Source organism: Agrobacterium sp. 20P9.1.2 (genome assembly GCF_057799395.1).
The window spans coordinates 264,923-278,507 of the sequence record NZ_JBYOKI010000002.1 but is presented as its reverse complement, the minus strand read 5'-3'; the positions used below and the strand labels follow the sequence as shown (position 1 = coordinate 278,507).

At 57.4% G+C, this 13,585-nt stretch carries 12 protein-coding genes; 11 read left to right on the top strand and 1 reads right to left on the bottom strand.

From position 1 onward, the window contains the following. Nucleotides 1-137: 137 nt before the first annotated feature. The 6 genes from AC27VJ_RS07145 (at nucleotide 138) to AC27VJ_RS07120 (ending at nucleotide 6,589) form a co-directional block, all read left to right on the top strand. Nucleotides 138-1,109 (top strand): sugar phosphate isomerase/epimerase family protein, encoded by a 972-nt coding sequence (locus tag AC27VJ_RS07145; RefSeq protein WP_162727747.1) that lies wholly within the window; start codon nucleotides 138-140, stop codon nucleotides 1,107-1,109. Between the two features lie 78 nt (nucleotides 1,110-1,187). Next, nucleotides 1,188-2,252, top strand: coding sequence for a sugar ABC transporter substrate-binding protein (locus AC27VJ_RS07140; protein ID WP_488683415.1), 1,065 nt, complete (start codon nucleotides 1,188-1,190; stop codon nucleotides 2,250-2,252). A 60-nt stretch (nucleotides 2,253-2,312) separates the two neighbouring features. Further along, nucleotides 2,313-3,839: a sugar ABC transporter ATP-binding protein gene (locus AC27VJ_RS07135; RefSeq protein ID WP_488683414.1), complete on the top strand. Its 1,527-nt coding sequence runs from the start codon at nucleotides 2,313-2,315 to the stop codon at nucleotides 3,837-3,839. Between the two features lie 16 nt (nucleotides 3,840-3,855). Further along, nucleotides 3,856-4,833 carry an ABC transporter permease gene (locus tag AC27VJ_RS07130; protein WP_488683413.1) on the top strand — a complete coding sequence of 326 codons (978 nt, stop codon included), beginning with the start codon at nucleotides 3,856-3,858 and terminating at the stop codon, nucleotides 4,831-4,833. Further along, on the top strand, nucleotides 4,830-5,705 hold the full coding sequence (locus AC27VJ_RS07125) for a MurR/RpiR family transcriptional regulator (protein ID WP_353578724.1): 876 nt from the start codon (nucleotides 4,830-4,832) through the stop codon (nucleotides 5,703-5,705). The genes AC27VJ_RS07130 and AC27VJ_RS07125 overlap by 4 nt, the downstream gene beginning before the upstream one ends. Continuing rightward, nucleotides 5,702-6,589, top strand: a complete 888-nt coding sequence (locus AC27VJ_RS07120) for a ribokinase (RefSeq protein WP_488683412.1) — start codon at nucleotides 5,702-5,704, stop codon at nucleotides 6,587-6,589. Before AC27VJ_RS07125 ends, AC27VJ_RS07120 begins: the two co-directional genes overlap by 4 nt. Here the strand turns inward: AC27VJ_RS07120 and AC27VJ_RS07115 are convergent. Continuing rightward, nucleotides 6,586-7,518, bottom strand: coding sequence for a helix-turn-helix transcriptional regulator (locus tag AC27VJ_RS07115; protein ID WP_488683411.1), 933 nt, complete (start codon nucleotides 7,516-7,518; stop codon nucleotides 6,586-6,588). The two genes, AC27VJ_RS07120 and AC27VJ_RS07115, sit on opposite strands and share 4 nt — an antisense overlap. Nucleotides 7,519-7,728: 210 nt before the next feature. Between AC27VJ_RS07115 and AC27VJ_RS07110 the strand changes: the two genes are divergently transcribed. The 5 genes from AC27VJ_RS07110 (at nucleotide 7,729) to pglA (ending at nucleotide 13,579) form a co-directional block, all read left to right on the top strand. Beyond that, nucleotides 7,729-8,610, top strand: a complete 882-nt coding sequence (locus AC27VJ_RS07110; RefSeq protein WP_488683409.1) for a carbohydrate ABC transporter permease — start codon at nucleotides 7,729-7,731, stop codon at nucleotides 8,608-8,610. Between the two features lie 4 nt (nucleotides 8,611-8,614). Further along, a complete protein-coding gene (locus tag AC27VJ_RS07105; protein ID WP_488683408.1) occupies nucleotides 8,615-9,499 on the top strand; it encodes a carbohydrate ABC transporter permease in 885 nt (294 codons plus the stop codon). Between the two features lie 2 nt (nucleotides 9,500-9,501). After that, the gene (locus tag AC27VJ_RS07100) at nucleotides 9,502-10,602 is read left to right on the top strand and encodes an ABC transporter ATP-binding protein (protein ID WP_488683407.1); all 1,101 of its coding nucleotides are present in this window, start codon (nucleotides 9,502-9,504) and stop codon (nucleotides 10,600-10,602) included. A gap of 43 nt (nucleotides 10,603-10,645) precedes the next feature. Next, nucleotides 10,646-11,914 carry an ABC transporter substrate-binding protein gene (locus AC27VJ_RS07095; RefSeq protein WP_488683406.1) on the top strand — a complete coding sequence of 423 codons (1,269 nt, stop codon included), beginning with the start codon at nucleotides 10,646-10,648 and terminating at the stop codon, nucleotides 11,912-11,914. Nucleotides 11,915-12,019: 105 nt separating this feature from the next. Then, on the top strand, nucleotides 12,020-13,579 hold the full coding sequence (pglA, locus tag AC27VJ_RS07090) for a polygalacturonase PglA (protein WP_488683405.1): 1,560 nt from the start codon (nucleotides 12,020-12,022) through the stop codon (nucleotides 13,577-13,579). The last annotated feature ends 6 nt before the right edge of the window (nucleotides 13,580-13,585 follow it).

Here is a 13,585-nt window from a genome sequence, read left to right as displayed (position 1 = left end):
ATGGCGCGGAATAAGGTCGAAAAACGGCGTCTCCGAAACGAATTGATGCGATGCACAACATATATAGCTTTACAAAATAGTTTTAATTTGTGAAGTTGCGTCAACAACGACCGAAGTGAGCAAGACCAGTGACCCAATTGAAATTCGCCACCCGACTGAATTCCTTCGCCTCGAAGCCTGCTGCCGAGTGGCCTGATCTTTCCGGCAAGCCGACCATGCTGCAGATGGCAAAGCGTGCTGCGAAAGTTGATGGTCTGACGGATCTAGATCTGAATTATCCTGACCATGTGGCCGATGATCCGGCGCTTCTTGCTCGCCAGATCGGCGATCTCGGCCTTGCGATTAACGGCTTTGCCATGCGCTATTACACCAATCCGGCCTTCAAGATCGGTGCTTTTACCAATCCTGATGCGGCTGTGCGGCGTGAGGCGATTGATCTGACGAAGAAGGGCATCGATGCCGCGCGCGCCGCCGGCAGTAACCTGATGACGCTGTGGCTGGGGCAAGATGGTTTCGACTACGCCTTCCAGGCCGATTATCACACGCTATGGCAACACGAGATCGATGGAATTCGTGAAGTTTGTGCGCATGATCCGGATTGTCTCGTCAGCATCGAATACAAGCCGAACGAGCCGCGCTCTTACAGCCTGATGCCCGATTGCGCGACCACGCTTCTGGCCATCAAGGATGTGGATATGCCCAACCTTGGTGTGACGCTGGACTTCGCTCATGTGCTCTATGCCGACGAGCAGCCTGCTTTCGCCGCCGCCCTGATTGCCCGCTACAGCCGCGTTCTCGGCGTCCACCTCAATGACGGTTACGCCAAGCGTGACGACGGCCTTATGGTTGGGGCTGTTCATACGCAGCAGACAATCGAGCTTCTGCGCCAAATCCGCAAGGACGGTTATGATGGCGCGATCTATTTCGACACCTTCCCTGACATGACGGGTCTCGACCCGGTTCACGAATGCGAAGTCAACATCCAGACCGTCAAGCGGATGCTGAAAGTGGTGGATCGTATTGAGCAGGACAATCGCTTGTCCGGTGCCATTGAACGTCAGGATGCCGTTTCCGCGCAGGCCGTCATTCAGGAGCTGATGCTCGGCTGATCTGCGCAAGAAAATCCAAAAACCTCGTCACAATGCATGCCGAAGGCGTGCCGACACATTCCATCTGGGAGGAAACCGATGAAAACCTTTTTGAAGACGACAATGGCTGCCGGGCTTGCCGCCAGCTTCCTGTTCAGCGCAGCCTTTGCGCAGGAACTTGCGCCGCTGAATTCCGATACGGAAAAGGACCGCATGGACTGGTCGCAGCTGGAAGCCAAGCTCGGGCCTTTCCCGAAACTACCTGAGGGCACCAAGGCAGGTGCGGTTTCCAAGACGCTGACCAATGAGTATTGGCGCTCGCTGGGTTTGGGATACGAGGCTTTCGGCAAGAAGGTCGGCGTTCCAGTTGCCTATCAGGCCGCGCAGAGTGAAGGCGACCAGCTGGGTCAGTTGACGATTGCTGAAGGCATGATCACGCAGGGCTATAATGTTCTGCTCGTCTCGCCGCAGACGGATGCCAATCTTCAGCCGGTTATCGAGCAGGCCAAGGCCGCCAATATCCCTGTCGTCAACGTCAATGATGCCGTCATTCCGCAGGCTGAGCATTATGTCGGTAACGTCCAGCGCGATAATGGTGTGCGCGTTGCCAAGTGGTTTATCGAAAACCGTCCGCAGGGCGGCAAGGTGGCCATTGTCGAAGGTCAGGCTGGCGTTTACGCGGCGGTTCAGCGCACGGATGGCTTCAAATCCACGATTACCCAGAACGACAAGTTCCAGGTCGTTGCGAGCGTTCCCGGCAACTGGGATCGTCAGACATCTTATGACGCTGCCACCAACATTCTCAACCAGCATCCTGACCTGATCGGCTTTTACGCCAATAATGACGGCATGGCGCTGGGTATTGTTGAAGCAGTCAAGGCTGCCGGTCTTGCTGGTAAAGTCGCAGTCTTCGGCACTGATGGTATCTCCGACGCTTATGCCTCCATCAAGGCAGGCGAACTCACCGGCACGGTGGACAGCTTCCCGGTTCTGACGGGCGAAGTCGCACTCGAAACTGCGCTGCGTCTCGTCGCCGGTCAGAAATTGCCGCGCGTGGTCGCCACGCCGCAGGCCCTCATCACCAAAGACAATCTCAGCCGCTATCAGGGCCAGGGCGTCGATGTGCGCGCCGTGCTGATGGAAGATGCCAAGACTGCCAAGTGATCAATGCTCAAGGAGATGCCGACCTATCCTCGGCATCTCCATCAGCCAAGAGGTGGAACGATGACGCCACGACTGAGATTCGAGACGATTTCCAAGAGCTTTCCCGGCGTCAACGCGCTGACGGACGTTTCGTTTGACGTGGCTCCCGGCGAAATCCATGGACTTCTCGGTGAAAACGGCGCCGGCAAATCCACGCTTTTGCGCATTTTGTCCGGTGTGTTTCGCCCCACATCCGGCACCGTCTTCGTGGACGGGGAGGCCGTTGCCTTCAAAAAGCCGATGGATGCGCGTGCCGCCGGTATTGCCATGATCCATCAGGAGCTTCAGCAGGTGCCGCATTTGAGCGTCGCCCAGAACATGTTTCTCGGACACTCGCTGACGCATATGGGCGGCATCTTCGTCTCCCGCCGCCAGCAGGAAGCCCGCGCTGCCGAAGCGCTTGCTATGATCGACAAGACCATCGACCCCTCAGCACCGATATCGTCGCTGAAGGTCGCGCAGCGCCAGATCGTCGAAATCGGTCGCGCGCTTCTCGACAAGGCGAAGGTCATCGCCATGGACGAGCCGACATCGAGCCTGACACCCAGCGAGTTCGATCGTCTGGCCGAAGTCATCGCCAGTCTGTCGCAAAGCGGCGTTTCCATAATCTACGTATCGCACAAGATGGATGAGGTGTTTCGTATCTGCCAGCGCTCCAGCATCATGCGCGATGGCAAGCTGGTGGACATTGTCGATCTTGCCAAGGTGTCTGAAACCGACGTGATCGCCAAGATGGTCGGTCGTGAATTGATGCAGGAAGAGCATAATTCCTTCGTCACCGATAGCGTCAAGCTCGAAGCCAGAAATCTCTCTTCGGCCACCAGAATTCGTGATGTGTCCTTCACATTGCATAAGGGTGAAGTTCTAGGCATTGCCGGGCTCGTCGGCTCTGGCCGCACGGAACTCCTGCGCCTTCTGGCGGGTGTCGACCGCCTGAGCGCAGGATCGATCAGCATAGACGGCAAGGAGCAGAGCTTCGCCAATCCGCGTGATGCCATTGCCGCCGGTATCGGACTGGTGCCGGAAGAGCGCAAGCGGGAAGGCATCATTCCCTTGCGCCCTGTCGCCACCAATATGGCGCTGGCCTCCCTCGGCAGCTTCTCGTCCGGCGGTATGATCAACAATTCCAAGCTTCACACGACCGCGAAGGATTTGTTGAAGCGTGTCAATCTGCGGCCCTTCCAGCTTGATCGCCCGATCCGCCTGTTCAGCGGCGGCAACCAGCAGAAGGCGATCATCGCGCGCTGGCTGGCGGCGAAATCGCAAATTCTGCTGTTCGATGAGCCGACACGCGGCATCGACGTCGGGGCCAAGTCTGAAATCTATCACCTGATCGAAGACCTTGCCCGCGAGGGCCATTCCATCATCGTCGTTTCTTCCGAACTGCCGGAAGTCATTCGTCTGTCTGACCGCGTGCTGGTCATGCGCGAAGGGCGGATTGCTGCGACGATTGAACGTGATCAACTGAGCGAAAGCGCGATTGTCGCGCATGCCATTCCAGGGGCGAATGCCGATGCGGATGACGCGCGCATTGCGCGACCCGTGTGAACCTACAGGACAACCCATGACCAGCACTTCCAATGCTCCCGCCACCTCCGCTCCGGCTTTCCGCCGTTTTTCATTCTCGCTGCGCGATGCGGGAACGCTGATCGGCCTCATCGTCATCATGGCGGTGTTTGCCGCACTGGTTCCGGGCTTCATTTCCGAGAGGAACCTCGTCAACATTCTGCAGCAATCCAGCATCAATGCCTGCCTGGCGCTCGGCATGACGCTGGTCATCATCTCTGGTGGCATCGATCTTTCTGTTGGCCCGACGGCTGCGATTTCTGCGGTCGTCACTGCCAGCCTGCTGGTTGCTGGCACACCGATACCGTTGGCGATCCTCGCGGGTCTCGGCGTTGGCGTCCTTTGCGGCTTCATCAATGGCGGCCTCGTTGCCTATGTCGGACTGCAACCCTTTATCGTCACACTCGGCACGCTCAGCACCTACCGCGCCATCGCGCTGATCTACACGGGGGGCAATCCAGTTCTCGGTATTCCCGCAGGGTTCCGCTCGCTGTTCAACGGCAATCTCTTCGGCATCCCGACACCCGTCCTGATCGTCGCTGTCGTTGCCGTTGCCGCATGGATTCTGCTCAAGAAGACGCCGATTGGCGAATATCTGATGGCGGTTGGTGGCAATGAAGAGGCGGCTTATGTCGCGGGCGTTCCGATTGCCCGCACCAAGATCACGGCCTATGTGATTTCCGGTGGTCTCGCGGCACTTGCCTCGCTCATCCTCATCGGCCGCCTTGGCGCAGCCGAACCCATTCTCGGCAATCTGTGGGAACTGGATGCCATTGCGGCAGCAGCCATAGGCGGCGCATCTTTGATGGGCGGCAAGGGAAGCATTCTCGGCACCATTCTGGGCGCGATCATCTTGGGTGCAATGCGCAATGGTTTGACGTTGATGAATGTTCAGGCCTTCTATCAACTGCTCGCCACTGGCCTTATAATCCTCGTCGCCATGATGATTGATCGTGCGACAAGGGGAAGAGAATGAATTCCGAAAGCTTCGACACAAAGGCCGTCGGCCCACGCATCCGCATGATGATGCCCCTGCTGACGCCGCTCGAAGCCAAGGTTGTCGATACCGTGTTCGCCATGCGTGATTTCAGCGATGAGACTTCGCTGAAACAGATCGCAGACGATGCCGGTGTGTCCGAAGCCATGGTGGTGAAGATCACCAAGAAACTGGGCTTTGCCGGTTATCGTGATTTTCGCACGGCAGTCAGCCAGTATAATCGCCAGCCGACTGCGGAAATGCACCAGGAACTCTCGGTCGATGATACGTCGCTGGAGATCGTGCAAAAGGTTTTCCGGACATCGATCCATGCCCTGGAAGAAACCCTTTCGATCCTCGATATGGTTGCGTTCGAAAAAGCCGCAGACCTCATTCACGGCGCGAAACATCGGGATTTCTACGGTGTCGGCGGTTCGGCGCAGATTGCACGGGACGTCGCCCATAAGTTTCTGCGCATCGGCGTGCGCGCCAGCGTGTTTGATGATGTGCACATGATGCTGATGTCGGCAGCCCTATTGTCCGAAGGCGATATCGCCATCGGCTTTTCCCATTCGGGCAACACGACGGCCATCATCGAGGGGCTTCAAGTCGCCAAGCGCAACGGCGCGCAGACGATTGCGGTTACCAACTACAACTCCTCTGCCTTGGCGCAGGCCGCTGATGTCGTCCTCTGTTCCACGGCACAGGGCTCTCCCCTGATGGGGGAGAACGCAGCGGCGCGCATCGCGCAGCTGAATATTCTCGACGCCGTTTTCATGGCAGTGGCGCAACGCGACTATCAGTCGGCTGAACGAAATCTTGACCGCACCATGTCTGCCGTCAAATCCAAACGGAAAGATAAACCTTCATGACATCCTCGCCTCTCGTCACTGTTTTCGGCAGTCTTCATTACGATATTGCCGTTATGGGGCCATCACGGCCACGCAAAGGCGAGACGGTAACAGGCACATCATGGCATCCCAAGAGCGGCGGCAAGGGCGGTAATCAGGCGGTTTCGGCAGCACGCACCGGCGTTGCGACCTCGATGATCGGAGCCGTCGCAGATGATGATTTCGGGCGTTTCCTGCTTGCTAATTTGGAACGCAAAGGCGTCGATCATACTTTCGTCCGGCGCGATGCCTCCCAATCCACCGGCATGAGCGTTGCCATTTTTGATGACGAGGGCGATTACGGCGCTGTTATCGTTTCTGGCAGCAACCTGACCCTTGGTGAAGCCGACGTGAGAGCTGCTCATGATCTGCTGTCAAAGACGACACTGCTTGTCCTCCAGAACGAGATTCCCGATGCGGCCAACGTCATAGGCGCAAAGGCCGTCAGGCAGGCCAGTGGCCGGGTGCTGATCAACGCGGCGCCTGCGCGCGCTCTTTCCAGCGATCTCCAGCCGCTGATCGACATCCTCGTCGTCAACGCCATCGAAGCAGAAATGCTGGCAGGCGTTCCGGTCGTGGAAACGCTTGAAGGCGCGCTTGAAGCTGCAAGGAAGCTCGCGAAGGTCTATCCAGAGGTCGTTGTCACCGCAGGCGGTTCAGGCGTTGCCTATGTCAGTCAGAACGGGGAAGAAATTGCCATCGAAGCCGTCAAGGTGAAGGTCGAAAGCACGCATGGGGCGGGAGATGAGTTCATCGGCGTCCTCGCTGCAGAAATTGCATCCGGTAAAACGATGAACGAGGCGCTTCAAAAAGCAAATGCAGCCGCAGCAAAGCTCGTCGGCACACCTGAAGCTGACAGGATTTAACGCTGTTCGCCAAGGCCATCGGGCTGTGCCGCAAGAAGCTGCTCCTGCTCGTGTTCGTCAAAGCCCAATAGATTGCCATGCTGGCTGCGGCGAAGTTTTCTCATGTGGTCTCTGGGGCTCAAACCCAGCGTGCGCTTGAACATGCGGGAGAAATAAAAGGGATCGGAGTAGCCGACCTCGGCTGCTGCAGACGCGACCGACTGTCCCGCCTCGAGGAAATGCATCGCGCGTTCCATTCGTTTGAATTCCTGGTATTTGCGCGGGGTTCGTCCGACGCGTTTCTGGAATTCCCGCAGGAAATAATCGCGGTTGTAGGGTGCGGCATCCGCGGCTTTGCCAGCAATGTCCGGGTCGAGCGGGTTTGCCGAAATCATCGTGACGGCTTTCATTACGGCCAGATCCAGGGCCTCCGTTCCGTCTGACTGAAAACTCCGGCGGTCTGTCCATCCAATGAAGGCATCGTCGATGAAGGCGATCAACAGCACCATGAACAGATGATGCTGGCCGAGCGTGACGGAGGAGGGTGGGGCGCTTTGGCGGTAGTGCCGCACCAGAGGCTCAAGAAGCGCCCATCGACTCAGACGAATCTTGGGCTGCAATTCCATCTGCGCGACAAGGTTGTGTCTGCCGTAGATGTCCAGCGAAAAATGCTGGGCGACACCCCTGTAGGTCGTGGCCTGCTCATTCCAGCCGACGAAGCGCTGTCCACGATAGATCAACATGGCATCACCGGGTTCCAGAACCCGTGCCTCGCCATCCACAAGATAATGGCCCTGTCCTTCCAGGCAGATGATGAGATCATCCACCTGATTGGATTTGTCGATCTGCCATGTGCGGGAATGCTCCATCCGGATGGTGGCGCGCGTCAGGTTGAGCTGCAAGGCGGCCGGGGGAATGGAGGACAATATGCCACCTTCAATTTCGTCCATATTTTTCCTCGACTTTGTTAATTCACCTTGGTCGTAAATTTTGGTTTTGTCACGCCACAACTTGCGACACGATGCTTAACACCGAGGAGGAGATCGGTTTTGGCTGCGGGAGCGACAAAATTCGCGCGCGCCTTGATCGACTTGGGAGAGACACTTGTACAAAATCGTATTTTATCATTCGCGCTCCTCCGGGGCGCGGGGAGGGAAGCCGTGAAATCTCAACGCTTTCTGGGCCTGGGATATCTGGCGCCTTACATCATTGGCCTGCTGATATTCACGGCGATACCATTTCTCGGATCTCTTTATCTCAGCTTCACGCGCTATGACCTGATGAGCGACCCGACATGGACGGGATTGGCCAATTACGAGCGCCTTTTCACCCGTGACCGCACCTTCGTGAAATCGTTGAACGTGACCCTGTTCTACGTGTTTCTGACGGTTCCCATCAAACTCGCATTCGCTCTCTTCATCGCGGCCATACTCAATTACAAGCTGCAGTTCATCAATTTCTTCCGAACCGCCTTCTACGTGCCGTCGATTCTTGGTGGCTCCATCGCGATCGCAGTGCTCTGGCGCTATATCTTCGCTTCAGAAGGGTTGGCAAACATGGCGCTTGCAGCAATCGGTCTGTCCCCGGTGGACTGGTTCGGTGATCCCGGCAATGCGCTTTTCACCATCACGCTTTTGCGTTGCTGGCAGTTTGGCTCCGCGATGGTGATATTCCTTGCAGCCCTGCAATCCATCGACAAATCGCTTTTTGAGGCTGCGGCCATCGATGGTGCTGGCAAGGTCAGAACATTCTTCTTCATCACCCTGCCGCTTCTGACGCCAGTGATCTTTTTCAATCTCATCATGCAGATGGTCCAGGCGTTTCAGGAGTTCAACGGCCCCTACATCATCACCCAGGGTGGACCGCTGAAATCGACTTACCTGTTGCCCCTCTACATTTACGACGAGGCCTTCAAGAAGTTCAACATGGGCTATGCATCTGCCATCGCCTGGATCCTCTTCACCATCATCACCGTACTGACCCTCGTGGCCTTCTGGTCCTCGAAGAAGTGGGTCTACTACGCTGGCGACAAGCGGAACTGATGCCATGACGCATATCGCAACCCTAAACGACCTTCAGACTGCGCGCCGCGCACGGGTAAGGCTTCTATCGACAACGGTTCGATATGTGCTCTTGTTCGCTGTCGGTCTCATCATGCTGTACCCGCTGATCTGGCTGGTGGGTGCAAGCTTCAAGACGAATTCGGAAATCTTTTCGGGCGCTGGCTTCATTCCCGAAAACCCGACGCTTGATGGCTATATACGCGGTTGGGAAACTTCGACGCCCTATACATTCGGTCGGTTTTTCTGGAACTCGTTCCTGATCATTCTGCCAAAGGTCATTGGTACGGCAATTTCCTGCACCATGGCTGCCTATGCCTTCGCCCGCTTTGATTTTCCATTCAAGAAAATCCTGTTCGGCTCGGTCATTGCCATTCTGCTCTTGCCGAATGTCGTGACGCGTATTCCGCAATATATCCTGTTCCGTGATCTCGGCTGGCTCGACAGCTTCCTGCCGCTATGGGTGCCCTCGGCATTCGCGGGCGACGCCTTCTTCGTCTTCATGCTCGTGCAGTTTCTGCGGTCGCTGCCTGCGGATATGGAAGAGGCCGCACGGGTCGATGGTGCCAACAGCCTGCAAACGTTGATCTATATTGTTGTTCCCATGCTGGCACCGGCCCTGATTTCGGTCTGCCTGTTCCAGTTCATGTGGACGATGAACGATTTTCTGGGGCCTTTGATCTATCTGTCCTCGGTCGAAAAATATCCGGTGAGCCTCGCGCTCAAACTCTCCATCGATACCACTGAAGCCTTCGAGTGGAACCGCATCCTGGCGATGTCGGTCCTGACGATTGCGCCCGCGCTCATCGTCTTCTTCGCAGCACAACGGTATTTCATTGAAGGGATCTCGTCTGGCGGGGTCAAGGGCTGAACATGGCAAGCGTACAACTAAAAAATCTCGAAAAAGTCTATGGCGGCAGCTTCAAAGCTGTCCATGGCATCAACCTTGAGGTCGAAGACGGCGAGTTCATGGTGTTTGTCGGGCCTTCCGGCTGCGCCAAGTCCACCACCCTGCGCATGGTGGCCGGGCTCGAGGAAATTACCGCAGGCGAAATCCTGATCGGGGATCAGCGCGTCAATGATCTGCCGCCGGGCAAGCGATCCATCGCCATGGTTTTCCAGAACTATGCGCTTTACCCGCACATGAAGGTCCGCGGAAATCTGGCCTTCGGACTGAAAATCGCAGGTGTAGCGAAGCCGGAGATCGAAAAGGCCATCGACAACGTCGCCCGCATTCTGGAGATCGAGCCGCTTCTGGACCGGTTGCCGAAGCAGCTTTCCGGCGGACAGGCGCAACGCGTGGCACTGGGGCGCGCATTGATCAAAAAGCCCGGAGTGTTTCTGTTCGACGAGCCTCTTTCCAATCTGGATGCCAAACTACGTGCTTCGATGCGCGTGCGTATCACCGATCTTCACCGGCAATTGAAGGCGGATGGTCTGTCATCGACCGTCATCTATGTGACCCACGACCAGACCGAAGCCATGACCATGGGGGACCGCATCTGCGTCATGCAGAACGGTCGCATCATGCAGGTCGCGACACCGAAGGAACTCTATAACCAGCCTGCCAATCTCTTCGTCGCAGGCTTCATAGGTTCGCCGGAAATGAACCTGATCGACGTTACGATAGAAGGGTCCGACTTCCTGATTGCAGGTCAGCGGCTGCCAATCGGCGACCATCTGGAAAAGCGCCTGACCGCCAGACCGAAGGACGCCGTCGTGGGCATCCGGCCTCAGCATCTTTCTCTTGCGATGAAGGATGAGGGGCCATCGCTACAGGCCAAGCTCACCAATGCGGAGTTCATGGGACACGAGGTTTACCTTCACGCCGATCTTGGCGGCCAGAAGGTGGTGAGTGTGGTGGGCGCTGCGGAGTTCGAGGAGCTTGGCAAGTCAGGGGATCTGCGGCTGAAACCGGACCCTGAGAAGCTGCACATTTTCGACAAGGCCGATGGCCGCAACGTTTCGATATGAGCGCGGCGCGAAGTTTCAAGTTTTTGAGGAGGAGGAATACACAATGAGCAAGCTGAAAAGAACCGCGATCCTGCTGGCTGCCGGTGCCTATGCCACGATGGCTGTGGCCCCTATGGCCAATGCCGCAGAACTGCGCATGTCCTGGTGGGGCGGCGATAGCCGACATGTGGCGACCCAGAAGGCGATTGCCGCCTGCGGTGAGAAGCATGGGCACACCGTCAAGGGCGAATTCACTGGCTTTGATGGCTATCTGGAAAAGCTGACGACGCAGATGGCGGGCAAGACAGAGGCCGATATCGTTCAGGTCAACTGGCCGTGGTTGCCGCTGTTTTCCAAGAATGGCGAGGGATTTGCGGATCTGCGACAGCTCAAAGCGCTCGATCTGTCGCAGTGGGCTGAAACCGATCTCGAGGCCGGGTCGATGAATGGCGTGTTGCAGGGACTTTCGGTATCCACCACGGGCCGCGTGTTTTTCTTCAATGCCACGACCTTTGAAAAGGCTGGCGTTGCCATTCCGAAGACCTGGGACGAATTCTTTACCGCCACCAAGACCATCAAAGAAAAGCTTGGCAAGGACTACTACACTTTCAATGCCGTGAAAGAGACAGCCCAGCTTCTGGTCACGCTCGCAGTTGTCCAGAAGACCGGCAAGGATCTGGTCGATGAAAAGACCAACCGGGTTGCATGGACGCCGGAGGAGCTTGCGAGCGCAATTTCTTTCCTCGGCAAACTGGTTGAAAGCGGTGCCATCCGGTCTCAGAAGGAAGAGGCGAGTGACGGCAACGTCAATCTCTATGAGAAACCGTCCTGGTCTGAGGGGCGCATTGCCGGCTCCTATGAGTGGGACTCGACTTATTCGAAATATGCCGATCCTTTGAAGGAGGGTCAGGTCCTGAAGCCCGTGCCGATGCTGAAGCAGGCTGATGCTGTGACCGAAGGCGTCTATCGCAAGCCGTCCATGGTGTTTTCGATTTCGCGCAACTCCAAGAACCCTGACGCTGCGGCGCAAATCGTCAATTGCCTGCTGAACGAACCGGAAGGCATCGATGCGCTCGGCACTTCGCGTGGTCTTCCGGCATCCAAGGCGGCAGCACAGCGTCTCGGCGAAAAGGGCGAGCCGGAGGTTCGTGCAGCAAACGCCATCGTCATGGCAGCCTCCGGCCCCGTCGTATCGCCCTTCAACGAACACCCGGAAATCCGCTCGGCCTTCATCGATACGCTGGAAGAATATGCCTATGGCCAGCTCACGGCTGAGGAGGCCGCCGAGCAGATCATCGATTCCACCAACGATGTTCTGGCGAAATTCGACTGATGCGGCCGGGCCGTTGTCGATCACAGCGGCCCAGCCACTCTTTGCTGACCAAGCACTGCCTCCGCCGACGTTTAGGGCGGGGGCTTGTACAACACGAGACCGAACATGAACCGACCTTCGCTCATCGCGCATTCTGCACGAACGGCGGCGCTATGCCTTCCCGTTCCCGGCGCGCGCTATCATCTCCCCGCGGCGATTGCCTGGCGGCTGTCCACGCCTGACGTCGATCATGGCGAGCGGTTTGGCCACACCCATACGGTCGTGATGCTGTTGCATGATTTGCAGCCTGATACGCGTTTCCGGTTCGAGGCGGATGGTTTCGAAAGCCTCGAGTTCCGGACGACGCCTTGCGCCGGTCTCGTGGATGCGGCTGCATTTGCGATTGTGCCCGATGTGGCGTTGGACGATGCCGAGGCTGCACGCGCAAATGCAGATGCTTTCGCGCAAGCCGTTGCAGCCGTTCCGAAAGGCGGCAGCTTGCGCATTCCGGCAGGCACATGGACCTCTTACCCTCTGCGACTGAAGAGCGACATGTCCCTGCATCTGGCCAAGGGGGCTGTGCTTCGCCCGCCCTCTACCCGTGCAGGCTGGCCGATCCTACCGGCGCGTGATGCGGATGGTCGTATGCTGGGCAGCTGGGAAGGACTGCCGGATGCCTGTTTTGCTGCTCCTCTTCACGCCATCGCAGCGGACAACCTTGTCATTGAAGGCGAGGGCGTTCTGGATGGTTCCGGTGACAAGGGGGACTGGTGGACATGGCCGAAGGAAACCCGCGACGGCGCGCGCCGACCGCGCGGCCTGCATCTCGTTTCCTGCAACAATGTGAAGCTCTTTGGCTTCACCATTCAAAACGCGCCGTCCTGGACAATCCACCCACAGGGTTGCGATGGTCTCGTGGCCGCTGGCCTTTCCATCATGGCGCCTCACGACAGTCCGAATACGGATGGTTTCAACCCGGAGAGCTCTCGCAACATTGAGATTGCGGGCGTGCGTTTCTCGGTCGGTGACGACTGCATCGCGGTCAAAGCGGGCAAGCGCGGGTCCAATGGCGAAGAGGATCATCTGGCAGAAACACGGGCGATCCGTATCCGCCACTGCCTCATGGAGCGTGGCCATGGAGGGCTGGTGATCGGCTCGGAAATGTCCGGCGGCGTTCAAGATGTGACGATGGAAGACTGCGAGATGATCGGCACGGATCGCGGGTTGCGTCTCAAGACGCGGCGCGGACGCGGCGGCACCGTCAGCAATATCACGATGCGGCGCGTCCTGCTGGATGGTGTCCATACTGCTCTCTCCACCAACGCGCATTATCACTGCGATGCAGATGGTCATAGCGACCGGGTACAATCGAGACTGCCCGCTGAGGTCGATAGCGGCACGCCGCAGATCGACAAAATCTTCGTGGAAGATATCGAGATTCGAAAACTGTCCCATGCCGTAGGCGTTTTCCTCGGGCTTCCCGAAGCGCCGATCCGCGACATCGAGATCAGAAGACTGAAAGTCGTGTCTCTTGATCCCGATGCGGTGGCGACAGCGCCCATCATGGCGGATCAGGTGCGTTCCATGCTGCATGAGATGATCGTCTGCGAGCAGGCAGACATATCCTGCGATGACCCCGCGTTGCTAAGTCGCGCTCCCATTTCCAATGTTTCACAAGCCGATTGAGCCACA